Source organism: Streptomyces sp. NPDC057623, from assembly GCF_042800355.1.
In the GTDB taxonomy this organism is placed as follows: domain Bacteria; phylum Actinomycetota; class Actinomycetes; order Streptomycetales; family Streptomycetaceae; genus Streptomyces.
Genome location: NZ_JBHVGZ010000007.1, coordinates 243,517 through 259,574, shown reverse-complemented (window position 1 = coordinate 259,574; position 16,058 = coordinate 243,517). Strand labels below are relative to the sequence as shown.

Here is a 16,058-nt window from a genome sequence, read left to right as displayed (position 1 = left end):
GTGCTTCCAGTGTGCTCGCAGGCACTGACAACGGGACAGTGGGCGTCCGCTCAGTCGATCATCGCAGGAGCGGTCCGCTCGGGCAGCCGGCGCCATTTCTCCTGGACGACCACCTCGCGCAGCCGCCAGCCGTCGTCCGTGCGCAGCAGCCCGAAGGCGTACCGGCCGCCGCACACGAAATCGGGGGCAAGGGAGCCCGCGGAGCCCTCGCCGTTGTCGGCGAACCGCATCGGATTGATGTAGTCGGCCTGGACCCTGGCCGTGTCGCCGATGTCCTGCTCCAGGATCCCGAAGCGCACCCTGCGGTTGACGATCAGGTGCTGGCGCATCGAGAACAGCCGCATGCTCCGCGCGAGCCACGCGGCGACGCTCCCGGCGTCCCCCTCGATGCCGCCGGCCGAGCGGTAGTCCGCGCGTCCGTCGGGGGCGAACAGGCTCCGGTACGCCTCCCAGTCGCCGTCGTCCACGGCCACGGCATAGTCGGTGATCATTCCGTCGACCGCCAGCCGGTCCCTCAGGGTGGCGAGCTCCACACGCTGCGTCATCGGCTCAGTGTTGGGCATGAGGTGCACGGAGCCAAGGGGGCGTGCGGCGATATTCGGCGGAGGTCCGGGTGCCATGGACGCTCGCGGCGGCGGGAGGGCGTCCCGAGCCGCCGTACGCGTTCGATGTCAGTGACCCCTTCTAGTCTGCCGACCATGAGCAGATGGATGTCGGACACCCGGGTCCTGACCGAACAGGCCGCGCAGTACCGGGCGCTCGCCGAGCGCGGCGATCTGCCAGAGCTCGCCCGCGCCGTCATGCGGGCCGCCTGCGCGAACGGCTCCATGACGGGTGTGGGCTCGGAGAACATGGAGCTCCTGCGGGCGCTGCCCGACAAGTACCGGCTGGAGCTCGCCGAAGCGTGGGCCCGTTGGTACGCCCACGTGGAGGACGACTGGTCGGCCGAGGAGTTCAGGCGCGATCCGGGATACCTGCGCACCGAACTGCTCATGGTTGCCTGCGGAGTCGCCCGGGGGCTCGACGGGGACCTGCTGGCTGCCGAACGCCAGGAGCGGCTCCACGGGTTGCGGGACCAGTACCTCATCTGGTCGACCCACCGGATCTGGGAACTGGCCGACGCGGAGCTCGCGGCCGGGCGTGTCCCCGACGCGGACGTCCTGGCCGCGTTCCGGCGCACCGGTGCGGCGGTGAACTTCCCGGGTCTGCGTCGCACGCAGGCGGCGGCCAACGGCGCGGAACCCGGAATGCGCGACCTGCTGGCCCGCTTCCCCGGGCCGCTGCTCAATCCCGGTGAACCGTGGGCCGACACCGCTCTCGAGGAAGCCACCGCCGAAGGAGAGCCGTGGCAGCGGCTGTTGGAGCACGCGGCCCCCGCCGGCGCGCACGCACCCTCGGCGAAGTGGAGACGGACCGGATCGGCTCTGATGGACGCCATCGGCCCAGAAGCGGCGCGACGAGCGGTGCTGAGGTGGATCGAGCCGGCTGACCGGGCCCGCACCGTCCCGCTCCTCGGTCATCCGCACCTCCCGTTCGATGTGAACGCGTGCTTCGACCCGTACAACTCCCATGTGCTGCGTGGCCTCGCCTGGATGCTCGCCCTTCTTCCGCCGCTGCCGGACACGGTCCACGCTCTCGTCGGCCTCGTGGAGACGTCCCTGGATCCTCGGTCCGGAGACACTCCGCGCTCGCCTCAGGTGGCGGAGGCGGGCATCGTCGCCCTGGGGCTGATCGGGGACCGGGCGGCCCGGGCGGAGCTGGACACCTTGAGCAGGTGGGTCACGCACAAGGGCACGCTGCGGTGCATACACAAGGCCCGTGCGGTGCTCTGATCAGAGCGGTCGCCGGTCCGTCCCGGCCCGCAGCTGTTCGAAGGCGGTGGGGCCGGGCCGGTCCCTCAGGAAGTCCTTGATGCGGCGGGCGCATTCCTGTGGTGTGGTGCGGCTGGTGTCGCACTCCATGTCGTAGACGCCGTGCGCGTGCACCTGCTCCAGCTGGCCGGCGGCGAGGCCGGGCGGCCGGTCACCCCGCGCGCGCTCCCGGCGCTCCAGTTCCTCCGGTGAGCAGTGCACCTTGACGAGAACGACGTCCTGCGGCACGAAGAGCGACAGACAGTCCCTCAGCCGCCACTCGGCGCTCAGCACATGGTCGACGACGACGTTGTTGCCGGCCGCGGCCATGCCGGCGGCCGCACGGTGGAAGCCCTGCCAGGTGCGGTGCAGGACGGTGGCGATCCGGTCCGGCGGCACCGGGGTGCGGGAGCGCATCGCGTGGAAGGCGTCGACCGGCAGGTGGAAATACGGCTCGTCGAGGATCCGCAGCAGCTCGGTCGCGATGCTCGACTTGCCCGAACTGGACGTGCCGTTGAGGAAGATGACGAGGCCGCGGCGAGCGGGTACGTGATCCAGATGCTCCATGGAGCGGATCCTAGGCACGTGGGACCCGGGCGGGTCCGGGTGTCCTGCCCTCAGGCGGCCTCGATGATCTCACCGCGGATGGCTGCCGCCCACTCGACCACCAACAGCTCGTACTCCGCACGCTCCTGAGCGGACAGCGAGCCGCCCGCGCGCAGCCACAGAGCGCGAATTTCCTCGTTCACCTCGGCAGCAGACCGCACGGAACCAGGGTCTAAGAAATGGGGGGACATACGAACAAGCCTAGGGGCAAGGACTGACAGTGCGCTACCGGACGGCTACGCACAACGTATGTGATTGGTCACGGGAATTGGCGGGGGCGTGCGTACTGACTCATCGGTCAGCAGGCCGGGCACGGCGTGGCCGCCCAGGGGGCGCCGCGGTGCGTCAGCCCGCCGACTCCGCCGCATGCGGGCTCAGGACGCCCGCCGCCACCAGCACGATGATGACGATGCCGAGGGCGACGCGGTAGTAGACGAACGGCATGAAGCTCTTGGTCGAGATGAACTTCATGAACCATGCGATGACCGCGTAACCGGTCACGAACGCGATCACCGTCGCGAAGATCGTCGGGCCCCAGGTGACGTGGTCGCTCTCCATCGCGTCCTTGAGTTCGAAGAGGCCGGAGGCGAGGACGGCGGGGATCGCGAGCAGGAAGGAGTAGCGGGCCGCGGCCTCGCGCTGGTAGCCCATGAAGAGGCCGCCGCTGATGGTCGCGCCGGAGCGGGAGACGCCGGGGATGAGCGCCGCGGACTGGCACAGGCCGAAGATCAGGCCGTCCTTCACGTTCAGATCCTCCAGCGACTTGCGCTGTTTGGCGGCGCGGTGCCGGCCCCCCGACTCGTCGCGTGCCGCCAGCCGGTCGGCGACGCCGATGACGACGCCGACGACGATCAGCATGGTCGCCGTGATGCGCAGGTCACGGAACGGGCCCTCGATCTGGTCCTTCAGTGTCAGGCCGAGCACGCCGATCGGGATCGAGCCGACGATCACCAGCCAGCCCATCTGGGCGTCGTGGTCCCGCCGCATCTCCTTGTTGGCCAGCGACCGCGTCCACGCCGAGATGATCCGCCCGATGTCCTTGCGGAAGTAGATCAGTACCGCCGCCTCCGTGCCGATCTGGGTGATCGCGGTGAAGGCCGCGCCCGGGTCCTCCCAGCCCGAGAACGCCGCGGTCAGCCGCAGATGCGCGCTCGAGGACACGGGGAGGAACTCGGTCAGGCCCTGGACGAGTCCGAGGATGAGCGATTCAAACCAAGACATGGAGTTACGGAGTCCAAGTGCTGATCGTGGCAAGGGATGGCGGAGGACACCGCGTCGGCGGCACAGAGATCGCGCGGGTCGAGGGGCAGCGTAGCGCCCCTCGATGACGGCTCCGGCACAGGGGGCTCGGCCGGCGCTCGCCCCGCACCTGCCATACCGGTGTTGACCTGCTGCGGGGCCGCCGCTTACGTTGCAGCGAGCGGAAAGCGCTTGCTGCCTCCGTCGCCCGTCCCTACGACGCCCGCCTGGCGTCGCCCGTTGTCCCGGAGGAGTCCGATCCACCCATGGCCACAGCCGAGACCTCTCCAGGGACGCACCAGCGGCACGACCCTTCCCGCCCGGCCCCGCTGACCGGCCGCCGCATCAGGGTCGCCGTGATCGGCACCGGCGCCATCGCCCGCGACTCCCACCTGCCCGCGCTCGCCAGGCTCGCCGAGGAGGGCGAGACGGAGATCGTCGCCGCCGTGGACATCACCGCGGAGTCGGCCGAGGACTTCTGCACGGTCGCCGCCGCGACCGTGGCCGCGGCCAGGGCTGAGGTCGAGGCCGCGGCTGAGGCGCCCCGTGCCTACACCGATCTCGACGTGATGCTCCGTGAGCAGCGCCCCGACCTGGTCGTCATCTGCACGCCGCCCACCCTGCACCGCGACCAGACCGTCGCCGCGCTGCGTGCCGGCGCCTGGGTGTGGTGCGAGAAGCCGCCGGTGCCGAGTCTCGCGGACTTCGACGCCGTGGAGGCGCAGGAGGGCAGGGACGGCGGCCCCTACGCCTCGATCGTCTTCCAGCACCGCTTCGGCTCCGGCACCCGGCACGTACGACGGCTGCTCGCCGAGCGCGCCATGGGACGCCCGCTCGTCGCGCACTGCCAGACCACCTGGTACCGGGACACCGCCTACTACGCGGTGCCCTGGCGCGGCCGCTGGCAGACCGAGGGCGGCGGCCCCGCGATGGGGCACGGGATCCATCAGATGGATCTGCTGCTCGACCTGCTCGGACCCTGGAGCGAGGTGCGCGCCATGGCCGGCCGGCTGGTGCACGACGTCGAGACGGAGGACGTGTCGACAGCTCTCGTCCGCTTCGCGAACGGTGCGATGGCGACCGTCGTGAACAGCGTGCTGAGCCCCGACGAGGTCAGCCGCATCCGCATCGACTGCGAGCGCGCCACCGTCGAACTCACCCATCTGTACGGGCACCGCAACGACGACTGGCGCGTCACACCGGCCCGGGGCGTGCCGGACGCCGAGGCCGGGGCCTGGCAGGACTTCGGCGCGGACCGGCCCAGTTCGCATCTGGAGCAGCTGCGGGAACTGGTCGCGAGCATGCGCGCGGGAGAGCGGCCGCGCAGCAGCGGCGCGGACGGGCGCACGAGCCTGGAGCTGATCGCCGCGCTGTACAAGTCGGCGTTCACGGACGCGACGGTGCGGGCGGGGGAGATCGGCCCCGGAGACCCCTTCTACTCGGCGATGCACGGGGATGCGCCCGGCTGGGCGCCTGTCATGGGTGAGCGGGCCGCGTCGGGTGAGGAAGCCGCCGCGTGACCGGGCTCCGTATCGTCCACGCGCACGGCGACCGCGTCACCGTGACCGAGTCGGCCACCGGCGTCGAACTGCTCTCCTACGTCTACCGGCCGGAGGCGGCCTGGGAGGCCCCGAAGCCGTACGTCCACCCGCTGCGGACCCTCGCCGGTGACGTCGTCACCGACTACCGGCCCAACGACCACCGCTGGCACAAGGGCCTGTCGCTGACGGCCTCGCATCTGTCCGGGGCCAACCTGTGGGGAGGCAACTCCTACGTCCACGGGCAGGGGTATCTCGAACTCCCCGAGCGCGTCGGGTCGATGCGGCACGTCGGCTTCGACGAGGTCTCCTCGGACGGTGACCGTGTCGTCATCGCCGAGCGGCTGACCTGGCATCCCCACGGCGGTGAGCTGTGGGCCGACGAGCGGCGCCGGGTCGAGGTGCACGACATCGAGCCGGAGTCCGGCTCATGGGCCCTGACCTGGACGAGCGCCGTGACGAACCGGCGTGACGAGCCGCTGCGGTTCGGCAGTCCCACCACCGCCGGGCGCGGCATGGCCGGTTACACGGGCCTGTTCTGGCGCGGTCCGCGCGCCTTCCAGGGCGGCCGGATCATCGCCCCGGACGCCGAGGGACCCGGCCTGATGGGCGAACAGGCGCCCTGGCTGGCCTACTCGGGCGAGCACGACGGCACCGACGGCCACGCGACCCTCGTCTTCGCGCACGCCCCCGAGAACGACCACGCCGGCGACCGGGGCGCCCACCCCGCCCACTGGTTCGTACGCAACGAGCCCTTCGCGGGCGTGGCCCCGTCCTGGGCGTTCCACGCCGAGCTGGAACTGGCGCCCGGCGACACCCTCACCCGCCGCTACCGGGTCGTCGTGGCCGACGGGGCGTGGGAGCGGGAAGAGGTCGTCAAGTACCTGGAGTCGCATTCCTGGTAGTCACCAGGGAGGTCGCGGACGCCTCGGCGCCACCCGCGCGGCCGACTGTCTACGCCGCCGAGGGTCCCGCCACCGTCCAGCCCGGCGCCTGGGGGTGTGCCGCCAGGTCCTCGTGGCGCACCGGGTCGCCGCATGCCCGGCAGGTGACGACCGGGACCAGTTCGTTGCCGCAGACGTGCTCGATCACCATGGGGCGGTCGTCGTCCTCGCGCAGATGGCGGTCGCCCCATGCCATGAGGGTCATCAGGACCGGCTCCAGCTCCAGTCCCGCCCGCGTCGGCCGGTACTCGAAGCGCTGCGGACGTTCGCTGTAGGCGCGCTTGGTGAGGATGCCGGCGTCGACGAGGCGGCGCAGCCGGGTGGCCAGGATGTCGCGCGGGGCGCCGATGTTGCGCACGAGCTGGTCGAAGCGGCCGTTGCCGAGGCACACCTCGCGCAGGACGAGCAGCGAGTACTTCTCGCCGACGAGCGCCAGGGCGTCGGCGATGGAACAGGGGCGCGGGTCTTTGGTGGCGGCCATGGCGCTCAGTCTAGGCGGCGGGTTCAACTTTCCAACCTGATGGGTTTGATTTTCCAACCCGCGAGGCTATGGTGAGTTTGGATTTCCTACTCATCAGTAATCGGGAGGCCCGCACCATGCGTGACGCAGTCATCGTCGAAGCCGTACGCACGCCCGTGGGGAAGGGCAAGCCGAACGGCTCCCTGGCCCACGTCCACCCCGTCGAGCTCCTCGCCCACACCCTGCGCACCCTCGTCGAGCGCTCGGGCGTCGACCCGGCCCTGATCGACGACGTCATCGGCGGCACCGTCGACCAGGTCGGCGAGCAGGCCATGAACACCACCCGCTACGCCGCCCTGTCAGCGGGCTTCCCGGAGACGGTCCCGGCGACCACCGTGGACCGCCAGTGCGGCTCCTCCCAGCAGGCCGTGCACTTCGCCGCCCAGGGCGTCATCTCGGGCGCGTACGACCTGGCCGTCGCCTGTGGCGTCGAGTCGATGAGCCGGGTGCCGATGTGGTCGAACGTGCCGCCCGGCAAGGACCCCTTCGGGCCCGGCATCGCCGAGCGCTACCCGGAGGGGCTCGTCCCGCAGGGCATCAGCGCCGAGCTCATCGCCGCCAAGTGGTCGATCACCCGCGAGCAGATGGACGCGTTCGCCGTCTCCTCGCACCAAAAGGCGGCCGCGGCCTGGGACAAGGGCCTCTTCGACACCGAGGTCGCGCCCCTGGACGGGGTCTCCCGCGACGAGTGCGTACGGCCGGGCAGCACACCCGAGGTGCTCGCCGGCCTCAGGCCCGCCTACCACGACCCGGTGTTCGCCGAGCGCTTCCCGCAGATCGAGTGGAACGTCACCGCGGGCAACGCCAGCCCCGTCAACGACGGCGCCTCCGCCGTCCTCGTCACCTCCTCCGAGACCGCCGCCCGCCTCGGCCTGCGCCCCTTGGCCCGGCTGCACAGCTTCGCGGTCACCGGATCCGACCCGGTCCTCATGCTCACCGGGGTGATCCCGGCGACGGAGAAGGTGCTGCGCCGGGCGGGCCTGGCCCTCGGCGACATCGACCTCTTCGAGGTCAACGAGGCATTCTCCAGCGTGGTCCTGGCCTGGCAGCAGGAGACCGGCGCCGACCTGGCCAAGGTCAACGTGCACGGCGGGGCGATCGCGATAGGCCACCCGCTCGGCGCCAGCGGCACCCGGCTCACGACCACCCTGGTGCACGCGATGCGCGAGCGCGGCGCCCGCTACGCGCTCCAGACGATGTGCGAGGCGGGCGGCCTCGCCAACGCGATGATCCTGGAGACGGTGTAGCCGGATCCGGTCCGCGGGCGGCGGGGCGGCTCAGCGGCCGCGCAGGTGGTGGCGTTTGCGCCAGGCCACCACCACGCCGGCCAGTGCCGGTACGGCGATACAGGCCAGCGCGATCAGGAACGCGGGCGAGGTCGGCGTGGAGGCACGGGCGCCGGCGACCACGTACGCCGCGGTGTTCGGGATCGACCCGAGCGCCGTCGCCAGCAGGAACGGGACGTAGCCCATCCGCGAGACGGCGGCGGCGTAGTTCGCGGCCCAGAACGGCACACCGGGGAACAGCCGCACCGCCAGCATCGAGCGGAAACCGTGCTTGCTGAACTGGCCGTCCGCAGCCTTCAGCCACCGGCCGCGCAGCAACGGGCGCAGCGCCTCCTGGCCCAGCAGCCGGCCCAGCCCGAAGGCGATGCCCGCGCCCAGCACCGTGCCCGCCAGGGCCGCGCCGATGCCCCACTCGGAGCCGAAGAGCGCGCCCGCCGCGAGGTTCAGCAGCGGCCGCGGCACGAATGCCACCGTGACCAGGCCGTACGCCACCGCGAACAGCACCACCGCGGCCGAGCCCTCGATCTGCGGCGGCCAGCCGTTCGCCAGGAGCTTCTGCGGCTCGAAGAGCAGCACGGACGACGCGGCCGCCGCGAGCAGGAGCACGAGCAGGGACAGTCGCGACCACGGCGAGAGCAGCGTTCTCGTGCAGCGCGCTGCGAAACCCACGGGCCCCGCGACGGGGACCGGGACAGGTACGGGCGCGGGGACGGCGAGCCCCGTGGCGGCGGGCCGGGGAGGGGCGGTGGCGGTGCCCCCAGAGCGGGTGGTGGCATCGTCGAGCATCCGGCGACAGTAACCGACAAAGATGTGTGATCGCCGTATGGTTCGTCTCATGAGCGTCACAGGTGCGGGAACAACAGAAGTTCCGCGCAGTGATCTGGCCGACACGGTCCTGGAGCGGCTCACCGCCACGTACGCCGCCGCCGCGGACCCCGAGCGGGCCGCCACCGCCGGGGCGTACATGAAGGACGTCGCCCCCTTCCTCGGCGTCCCCACGCCCGAGCGCCGAGCCCTGTCGCGCACCGTCCTTCAGGGCACACCGCGCCCCGACGAGGCCGACTGCACCGCCATCGCCCTGCGCTGCTGGCGGCTGCCCGAGCGCGAGTACCACTACTTCGCCGTCGACTACCTGCGCCGGCACGTGGGGCGCTGCTCCTCCGGCTTCCTTCCGGTGGCCCGGCACCTCGTCACCACCGTCCCCTGGTGGGACACCGTCGACGCGCTCGCCGCGCATGTCGTCGGCGGGCTCGTCGCGGCCGATCCGAAGCTCACCGCGGACATGGACGCCTGGATCGTCGACGGCGACCTGTGGGTCGCCCGCACCGCCCTGCTCCACCAGCTCCGTTACAAGGAACACACCGACACCCGGCGACTCTTCGCCTACTGCCTGCGCCAGTCCGGGCACACCGACTTCTTCGTCCGCAAGGCGATCGGCTGGTGCCTGCGCGAGTACGCCAAGACCGACCCGGACGCCGTACGGGACTTCCTGGCACGGGAGCGGGGGCGGTTCGCTCCGCTGTCGGTGCGGGAGGCGCTGAAGAACATCGGGGCGTAGGACCGTCGCGAGGGAGGGACGCAGGCCGCGAACTCCCCATCAGCGGAAAACCATTCGACGCCGGGCGCGGTGTCGACGATGATCGACGTCATGTTCCGGCACGCCTTCCTCTTCGCAGCATCCGCGGTCGCGGATGCCCCGAAGGCTGCCGTTCTCGTCTTCCTGGCTGCCGTCGACGGCGCCCGAAGCTGACCCTCCCCGGACAGTCCGGCGGACCCCGCAGGGGGAGGGTCGGCAAGTCCTTGGGGGTCCTCCTCTCCTACGCAGAGACTTCGAGGTACAGCCATGTCCAAGACGGCATACGTGCGCACCAAGCCACATCTGAACATCGGCACGATGGGTCATGTCGACCACGGCAAGACCACGTTGACCGCCGCCATCACCAAGGTCCTCGCCGAGCGCGGGTCCGGCACGTTCGTGCCCTTCGACCGCATCGACCGGGCGCCGGAGGAGGCCGCGCGCGGCATCACCATCAACATCGCGCACGTCGAGTACGAGACCGACACCCGCCACTACGCGCACGTCGACATGCCCGGCCACGCCGACTACGTCAAGAACATGGTCACCGGCGCCGCGCAGCTCGACGGGGCGATCCTCGTCGTCTCCGCGCTCGACGGGATCATGCCGCAGACCGCCGAGCACGTGCTGCTCGCCCGGCAGGTGGGCGTCGACCACATCGTCGTCGCCCTCAACAAGGCCGACGCCGTCGACGACGGCGAGGATGCCGCGCTCGTCGACCTCGTCGAGCTGGAGGTCCGCGACCTGCTCTCCGAGCACGGATACGGCGGCGACGCCGCGCCCGTCGTACGGGTGTCGGGGCTGAAGGCCCTGGAAGGGGACCCGAAGTGGACGGCGGCCGTCGAGGCGCTGCTCGACGCGGTGGACACGTACGTGCCGATGCCGGAGCGGTATGTGGACGCGCCCTTCCTGCTGCCCGTCGAGAACGTGCTCACCATCACCGGCCGGGGGACCGTCGTCACCGGGGCGGTCGAGCGCGGCACCGTGCGGGTGGGCGACCGGGTCGAAGTGCTCGGCGCCGGGCTGGAGAGCGTGGTCACCGGCCTGGAGACGTTCGGCAAGCCGATGGACGAGGCGCAGGCCGGGGACAACGTGGCGCTGTTGCTGCGCGGGGTTCCGCGGGACGCCGTCCGGCGGGGGCATGTGGTCTCGGCGCCGGGGAGTGTCGTGCCGCGGAGTCGTTTCTCCGCGCAGGTGTATGTGCTGTCGACGCGTGAGGGCGGTCGCTCGACGCCGGTTTCCAGTGGGTACCGGCCTCAGTTCTACATTCGTACGGCGGATGTGGTGGGGGACGTCGACCTGGGGGAGGCAGGTGTCGCGCGGCCCGGGGAGACGGTCACGATGACCGTTGAGCTGGGGCGTGAGGTGCCTTTGGAGCCTGGTCTCGGTTTCGCCATTCGTGAGGGTGGACGGACCGTCGGGGCGGGGACCGTGACAGCCGTCGAGTGAGGGTGGTCGCGGAGTGGGGGACTGCGGGGCTGTCGCGGCTGGTCGCGCCCGTGCGGCGGAGCCGCATATCGACACAGCCCCGCGCCCCTGAAGGGGTGCTCCCCGTGCCTCCCCGTGCCCCGTGCCGGAAATCCACCGGCACAATGAGGAGGTGAACGAGCCCATACCCGTCACCCGGTCCGTCGACCACGGCACCGCCAAGCTGATGCCCGACGTCGATCGGAAGCGGGCCTGGCTGCTCACCGTCGACGGGGCTCCCCAGTCGTATGTCGATCTGGACGAGCCGGAGCACCTGGAGTTCGAGTACGCGCGCCGCCTCGGCCATGTCCTGGACACCGTCGCCGAGGCGGGGCGGGCGCTGGACGTGCTGCACCTCGGAGGTGGGGCGCTCACGCTGCCCCGCTATCTGGCCGCGTCCCGGCCCGGCTCGCGGCAGGATGTCGTCGAGGCCGACGGTGGACTGATGGAGCTGGTCGTGGAGCATCTGCCGGTTCCGGACGGGGCCGGCATCCGGCTGCACGCCGGGGACGCGCGTGCCTGGCTGGAGACGGCCCCGGACGACTCCGCGGACGTGCTGGTCGCCGATGTCTTCGGCGGCTCACGGGTGCCGGCGCACCTGACGTCGGTCGCGTACGCCCGAGAGGCCGAGCGGGTGCTGCGGGGGAGCGGCGTCTATCTGGCCAACCTCGCCGATGCCGCGCCGTTCGCCTTCCTGCGCTCCCAACTCGCCACCTACGCCACGCTGTTCGAGGAGCTGGTGCTGATCGCCGAGCCGGGTGTGCTGCGCGGCCGGCGGTTCGGCAACGCGGTGCTCGTCGCCTCGCACCGGCCCCTCGACACGGTGGCCCTCGCCCGGCTCACCGCCTCCGACGCCTTCCCGGCCCGGGTCGAACACGGGCTCGCCCTGCGGCAGTTCATCGGCGGGGCGCGGCCGGTGCGGGACGAGGACGCAGTGCCGTCTCCCGAGCCCCCCGACGGGGCTTTCGGCATCGGCTGAGTCACGTCGGGCACCGGCGGTCACGCGCTGGGTACGGCGCCGTGGCGGTCGGTCCTCGGGTGGGCTGCGGCTGGGCTTCGGGCGGGCCGCGGACGGGCCTGGGGCGGGCTCCGGGCGGAGCTTTCGCCGGTACGACGCTCGTCACATCGCAGCACCCTGTTCCCGGTTCCTACTCATGGGTAACATGGCGGCCATGAGCGCAGACCAGATGTCGATCGGCGAGATGCTCGCCGCCACCGTGCCGATGGCCCGGACCCTGAACCTCCAGTTCCTGGAGACCACGCCGGAGAAGGCCGTGGTGGCTCTGCCCGACCAGAGCGAGTACCACAACCACGTGGGCGGACCGCACGCCGGCGCCATGTTCACGCTCGGGGAGTCCGCCAGCGGGGCGATCGTGCTGGCCGCGTTCGGCGACCAGCTCTCGCGTGCCGTGCCGCTCGCCGTGAGTGCCGAGATCTCCTACAAGAAGCTCGCCATGGGCGTCGTCACGGCCACCGCGACGCTGGGCCGCCCGGCCGCCGAGGTCGTCGCCCAGCTGGACGCGGGGGAGCGCCCCGAGTTCCCGGTGGCCATCGAGATCCAGCGCGGTGACGGGGCCGTCACCGGGGAGATGACCGTCGTCTGGACCCTGCGGCCGAACGGCTGAGCCCTACGGCGCGGTGGCGAGCAGGGGCCCTGGACGGGCCCCTGTCCCCTTTCACCCGGCGCACCTCCGGGCGGCCCGGCACTCAGGCCGCGAGTCGGCCCCTGCTCGCCCCGGTGTCCTCCAGGCGCGCCACGAACTCCTTCAGCCAGGCCACGAACTCCGGCCCCAGGTCCGCCCGGTCGCACGCCAGCCGAACCACCGTGCGCAGGTAGTCCGCCTTGTCGCCGGTGTCGTAGCGCAGGCCGTCGAACACGACTCCGTGGACCGTCCCGCCCGCCGCGAGCTCCTGTAGGGCGTCGGTCAGCTGGATCTCGCCGCCGCGCCCTGGCGGGGTGCGGTCCAGGACGCCGAACACGGCCGGGTCGAGGACGTAGCGGCCGATGACCGCGTAGTGGCTCGGCGCGTCCTCGCGCGACGGCTTCTCCACCAGGCCCGTGACGCGGACGACGCCGTCCTCACCCGACGGTTCGACGGCCGCGCAGCCATAGAGGTGGATCTGCTCGGGCGGGACCTCCATGAGGGCGACCACACTGCCCTCGTAACGGTCGCGGGCCTCCAGCATCCGGCTGAGCAGGGTCTCGCGCGGGTCGATGAGGTCGTCGCCCAGGAGGACGGCGAACGGCTGGTCGCCGACGTGCTGGCGGGCGCACAGCACCGCGTGACCGAGACCGAGGGGATCGCCCTGGCGGATGTGGTGGATGTCGGCGAGCCGGGCCGGGTCGCGCACCGCGTCCAGCCGTACGGTGTCGCCCTTGGCCGCGAGTGCCTGCTCCAGCGCGAAGGCGTGGTCGAAGTGGTCCTCGATGGCCCGCTTGTGCCGGCCGGTGATCATCAGTACGTCGTCGAGACCGGCCGCCGCGGCCTCCTCCACGAGACGTACTGGATGGCCGGCTTGTCGACGACCGGCAGCATCTCCTTGGGGGTCGCCTTGGTCGCGGGCAGGAAGCGCGTGCCGAGTCCCGCCGCCGGGACGACCGCCTTGCGGACGGTGCGGATTTGTTCGGGAGTGGGCTCGGACGGGGGTGTCGTGTGGGGGACGATCATGCGGCTCATGGTGGAACACGGGGATGAGAGCCCGCCGAGAGAAACCTCGGAGCTTGCTGTGCGGCATGCGGAATTGAAGATTCCGTGGACCAGCGCTCCTTGCCTGCACACAACTTGACGCCGGCAGCGGCGGCGATTTCGAATGTGGGTGCGGATACCGGCGGTAACTTTTCTGAATTTCTTGCTTTTTGAACGTCGGTCACTCGAACTTCTTGTTTCCTGTGCGTTGCTTGTGCGAAAGTGAGCGACCCGATAGCCGGTCCACATCCGACGCGGCCTAGGTACGCACCAATCAAGCACCTGCTTTCCGATGGACGCGCATTCCCCTTGCCGTCCTGCGGCTGGGAAGGAAATGGTTCAGTGCAATCCCCTTACCCCCCACGACCGCCGTACCCGCCACGGCCCGGGGTGAGCCCCGGAGAGTCCGACCGCGATCTCGTCGCGAGCCTGGGCGAAGCCGAAGCGAACGCGCATGCCGTCGCCCTGCTGATGGCGCGGCACTGGCGTGCCACCCACGACTACGCGGCCATCTGCCTGGTGTCCACGGCGAGTTCGGCCGCCATGGTGGCCGCCGCGGCGTTCCATCGCGTGCTCGGCCGGCCCGCCGGCGGCGCGCTGCGCCCTCAGCTGCTCACGGCCGTACGGGATCTGGTGAAGGAGTGGGCGGCCGACGGCGGTATTTCCGCCCTCCTGCCGGAACTCGGCAAACCGACGGGCGGGCGCGGGCTGCGCGCCGCACGATCCGTGACGCCCGAAAGGCGGCAAATCGCCGAGCGCGCATTCCTGGCGCTGCCGGGGGCCTCGCAATGCATCCTCTGGCACGCCGAGGTCGAAGCCGAACTGATAACCATACCCGCCGGTCTGCTGGGGGTGGATGCGGCCACCGCGTCGGCGGCGCTGGAGGGGGTGCGCGAGCAATTCCGGACGGGCTGCGTCCGCGCCCACCGCGAACTCGCGCCCACCCGGGAATGCCGCTACTACAACCGCCTCCTCGATGTCCCCATGCGCCGGGGCGGTGCCCTGCTGCCCGATGTCCAACAGCATCTGGCGGAGTGCCGCTACTGCCGTCACGCCGCCGAGCAGCTCAGCCATTTCGAGGGCGGCTTGGGCGTCCTGCTCGCCGAAACCGTGCTCGGCTGGGGCGCCCGGCGCTATCTCGACTCCCGGCCCGGACGGGGTGGCTCCGCAGCGACGCCCTGCGACCGCCGGCGACGCGGCGGACGGCACCGCCCGGAGCGGCTCGACCCACCGCGCGCACGCGCGAAGGCCGTCGCCGTGGGAGTCGGCGTCACCTCGCTCGCCCTGCTCGTGACGGTCCTCACCGCCAAGGGCTGGACCGAGGAGAACGGCGTACCCGGCCCGCACGCCACATGGGGCGCGCCCAGCGGCAGGACCGTCCACCCGGGCGCCGCTTCCCCGCCGCCCTCCGGCGGATCCCCGTCGGCCGCCTCGGCCGAGGAGCCCGTCGAGATCGCCCAGGGCAGGCTCCGCAACCTCGACCGCGGCCTGTGCCTGGACCTGCGCGACGGCGAGGTCCGCACCGGCGCCCGGGCCGAGCTGGCGCAGTGCTCGTCCGTCGTGTCCCAGCAGTGGTCGTACCGGGACAACGGTCTGCTGCGCAGCGCTGCCGACCCCACCCTGTGCCTTGACTCCGACCCCGACGAGGGCACGGTCGTCCTGGCGAGCTGCCTCGCGCACGCCGGGGAGGTGCGCTACGACCTCACCGTCCACGGCGAGCTCCTGCCCCGCCGCTCCGAGGGGCTGGCGGTCGCGTCCGGCAAGGGCGTGAGCGTGGTGCTCGACGAGCGGGACGGGTCAAAGGCTCAGCGCTGGATGCTCGACGGCGGGCTCGCGGAGGTACGCGAGGACAGACCCGACGACAGACCCGACGAAGGGCTCCAGCGGGAGAAGCCGGACGGTGAGAAGGGCGCCGCGCCCGAGCGCGAGTCGCCGGACGGCGCCGTCCCCGAACCGCCGCAGGGCGGGCCGGCCGTGCCGGAGGAGGATCCTCAGCCGTCGTACGAGACGCGGTACGTCCAGGACGAACCCGGTGACGGGGCCGAGCCCGCCGCCCCTGCCGTGGTGGCTCTCCCGGCCGAGGTACCGGCCCCCGTGGCCACGGCCGTCGGCACCGCCACGACCAAGCTCGACTCCGTTCGCCACGAGTCAGGGGCCATCCCGTCGGGGTGACCCTTCGGCCCTTTCGACTTCTGATCGACGTCTGACGTCATTCGGCCGTTTCTCGTTCACGTCATTGACACGAGTCACCCTGGTTCATAGTTTTCCCGCCGCGCCAGTGGTGTCCCAGCTCACGAACGCGAAGGTGGACCCGTGATCCGTCGTACGACCGTCGCACTGATGGC

General features: G+C 71.5%; 15 protein-coding genes and 1 pseudogene. 9 read left to right on the top strand and 7 right to left on the bottom strand.

The window, feature by feature from the left end; genetic code table 11:
* Positions 1-50 precede the first annotated feature (50 nt).
* Positions 51-545 (bottom strand): nuclear transport factor 2 family protein, encoded by a 495-nt coding sequence (locus tag ACFU95_RS11000; protein WP_383824919.1) that lies wholly within the window; start codon positions 543-545, stop codon positions 51-53.
* A 153-nt stretch (positions 546-698) separates the two neighbouring features.
* Between ACFU95_RS11000 and ACFU95_RS10995 the strand changes: the two genes are divergently transcribed.
* Positions 699-1,832 (top strand): hypothetical protein, encoded by a 1,134-nt coding sequence (locus ACFU95_RS10995; RefSeq protein ID WP_383824916.1) that lies wholly within the window; start codon positions 699-701, stop codon positions 1,830-1,832.
* On the opposite strand, the gene ACFU95_RS10990 is transcribed toward ACFU95_RS10995, so the two are convergent.
* The 3 genes from ACFU95_RS10990 to ACFU95_RS10980 all read right to left on the bottom strand — a co-directional run bounded on the left by ACFU95_RS10990 (position 1,833) and on the right by ACFU95_RS10980 (position 3,677).
* Positions 1,833-2,417, bottom strand: a complete 585-nt coding sequence (locus tag ACFU95_RS10990; protein ID WP_383824913.1) for a chloramphenicol phosphotransferase CPT family protein — start codon at positions 2,415-2,417, stop codon at positions 1,833-1,835.
* Positions 2,418-2,467: 50 nt separating this feature from the next.
* Positions 2,468-2,647: a hypothetical protein gene (locus ACFU95_RS10985; protein ID WP_383824910.1), complete on the bottom strand. Its 180-nt coding sequence runs from the start codon at positions 2,645-2,647 to the stop codon at positions 2,468-2,470.
* Between the two features lie 154 nt (positions 2,648-2,801).
* Positions 2,802-3,677 carry an undecaprenyl-diphosphate phosphatase gene (locus ACFU95_RS10980; protein WP_383824908.1) on the bottom strand — a complete coding sequence of 292 codons (876 nt, stop codon included), beginning with the start codon at positions 3,675-3,677 and terminating at the stop codon, positions 2,802-2,804.
* 284 nt (positions 3,678-3,961) lie between these two features.
* Here ACFU95_RS10980 and ACFU95_RS10975 point away from each other — a divergent pair, with 284 nt between their 5' ends.
* Both ACFU95_RS10975 and ACFU95_RS10970 read left to right on the top strand, forming a co-directional pair.
* On the top strand, positions 3,962-5,215 hold the full coding sequence (locus ACFU95_RS10975) for a Gfo/Idh/MocA family protein (protein WP_383824906.1): 1,254 nt from the start codon (positions 3,962-3,964) through the stop codon (positions 5,213-5,215).
* Positions 5,212-6,138, top strand: coding sequence for a PmoA family protein (locus ACFU95_RS10970; RefSeq protein ID WP_383824903.1), 927 nt, complete (start codon positions 5,212-5,214; stop codon positions 6,136-6,138). The genes ACFU95_RS10975 and ACFU95_RS10970 overlap by 4 nt, the downstream gene beginning before the upstream one ends.
* Before the next feature lie 49 nt (positions 6,139-6,187).
* Here ACFU95_RS10970 and ACFU95_RS10965 read toward each other — a convergent pair whose 3' ends face one another.
* Positions 6,188-6,658, bottom strand: coding sequence for a winged helix-turn-helix transcriptional regulator (locus tag ACFU95_RS10965; RefSeq protein ID WP_383824900.1), 471 nt, complete (start codon positions 6,656-6,658; stop codon positions 6,188-6,190).
* A 116-nt stretch (positions 6,659-6,774) separates the two neighbouring features.
* On the opposite strand from ACFU95_RS10965, the gene ACFU95_RS10960 reads away from it, so the two are divergent.
* Entirely contained in the window at positions 6,775-7,944 is a 1,170-nt protein-coding gene (locus ACFU95_RS10960; protein ID WP_383824895.1) for a thiolase family protein, read from the top strand.
* Positions 7,945-7,974: 30 nt separating this feature from the next.
* Here the strand turns inward: ACFU95_RS10960 and ACFU95_RS10955 are convergent, their stop codons facing one another.
* Complete coding sequence (locus ACFU95_RS10955; RefSeq protein WP_383824892.1) at positions 7,975-8,769, bottom strand: TVP38/TMEM64 family protein; 795 nt, start codon at positions 8,767-8,769, stop codon at positions 7,975-7,977.
* 49 nt (positions 8,770-8,818) lie between these two features.
* On the opposite strand from ACFU95_RS10955, the gene ACFU95_RS10950 reads away from it, so the two are divergent.
* The 4 genes from ACFU95_RS10950 (at position 8,819) to ACFU95_RS10935 (ending at position 12,651) form a co-directional block, all read left to right on the top strand.
* Positions 8,819-9,541 (top strand): DNA alkylation repair protein, encoded by a 723-nt coding sequence (locus tag ACFU95_RS10950; protein ID WP_383824889.1) that lies wholly within the window; start codon positions 8,819-8,821, stop codon positions 9,539-9,541.
* A 285-nt stretch (positions 9,542-9,826) separates the two neighbouring features.
* Positions 9,827-11,008 (top strand): elongation factor Tu, encoded by a 1,182-nt coding sequence (tuf, locus tag ACFU95_RS10945; RefSeq protein WP_383824886.1) that lies wholly within the window; start codon positions 9,827-9,829, stop codon positions 11,006-11,008.
* Between the two features lie 151 nt (positions 11,009-11,159).
* Complete coding sequence (locus ACFU95_RS10940) at positions 11,160-12,005, top strand: spermidine synthase (protein ID WP_383824884.1); 846 nt, start codon at positions 11,160-11,162, stop codon at positions 12,003-12,005.
* 208 nt (positions 12,006-12,213) lie between these two features.
* Positions 12,214-12,651, top strand: a complete 438-nt coding sequence (locus tag ACFU95_RS10935; RefSeq protein ID WP_383825018.1) for a DUF4442 domain-containing protein — start codon at positions 12,214-12,216, stop codon at positions 12,649-12,651.
* Between the two features lie 82 nt (positions 12,652-12,733).
* On the opposite strand, the pseudogene galU reads toward ACFU95_RS10935, so the two are convergent.
* A pseudogene (gene galU, locus ACFU95_RS10930) lies at positions 12,734-13,695 on the bottom strand (UTP--glucose-1-phosphate uridylyltransferase GalU).
* A 489-nt stretch (positions 13,696-14,184) separates the two neighbouring features.
* On the opposite strand from galU, the gene ACFU95_RS10925 reads away from it, so the two are divergent.
* Complete coding sequence (locus tag ACFU95_RS10925; protein WP_383825016.1) at positions 14,185-15,885, top strand: RICIN domain-containing protein; 1,701 nt, start codon at positions 14,185-14,187, stop codon at positions 15,883-15,885.
* The last annotated feature ends 173 nt before the right edge of the window (positions 15,886-16,058 follow it).

Bases quoted from the DNA above. Each gene is read 5' to 3' on its own strand.
- ACFU95_RS11000 (WP_383824919.1), bottom strand. From the start codon at position 545: ATGACGCAGCGTGTGGAGCTCGCCACCCTGAGGGACCGGCTGGCGGTC.
- ACFU95_RS10995 (WP_383824916.1), top strand. From the start codon at position 699: ATGAGCAGATGGATGTCGGACACCCGGGTCCTGACCGAACAGGCCGCG.
- ACFU95_RS10990 (WP_383824913.1), bottom strand. From the start codon at position 2,417: ATGGAGCATCTGGATCACGTACCCGCTCGCCGCGGCCTCGTCATCTTC.
- ACFU95_RS10985 (WP_383824910.1), bottom strand. From the start codon at position 2,647: ATGTCCCCCCATTTCTTAGACCCTGGTTCCGTGCGGTCTGCTGCCGAG.
- ACFU95_RS10980 (WP_383824908.1), bottom strand. From the start codon at position 3,677: ATGTCTTGGTTTGAATCGCTCATCCTCGGACTCGTCCAGGGCCTGACC.
- ACFU95_RS10975 (WP_383824906.1), top strand. From the start codon at position 3,962: ATGGCCACAGCCGAGACCTCTCCAGGGACGCACCAGCGGCACGACCCT.
- ACFU95_RS10965 (WP_383824900.1), bottom strand. From the start codon at position 6,658: ATGGCCGCCACCAAAGACCCGCGCCCCTGTTCCATCGCCGACGCCCTG.
- ACFU95_RS10960 (WP_383824895.1), top strand. From the start codon at position 6,775: ATGCGTGACGCAGTCATCGTCGAAGCCGTACGCACGCCCGTGGGGAAG.
- ACFU95_RS10955 (WP_383824892.1), bottom strand. From the start codon at position 8,769: ATGCTCGACGATGCCACCACCCGCTCTGGGGGCACCGCCACCGCCCCT.
- ACFU95_RS10950 (WP_383824889.1), top strand. From the start codon at position 8,819: ATGAGCGTCACAGGTGCGGGAACAACAGAAGTTCCGCGCAGTGATCTG.
- tuf (WP_383824886.1), top strand. From the start codon at position 9,827: ATGTCCAAGACGGCATACGTGCGCACCAAGCCACATCTGAACATCGGC.
- ACFU95_RS10935 (WP_383825018.1), top strand. From the start codon at position 12,214: ATGTCGATCGGCGAGATGCTCGCCGCCACCGTGCCGATGGCCCGGACC.
- ACFU95_RS10925 (WP_383825016.1), top strand. From the start codon at position 14,185: ATGGCGCGGCACTGGCGTGCCACCCACGACTACGCGGCCATCTGCCTG.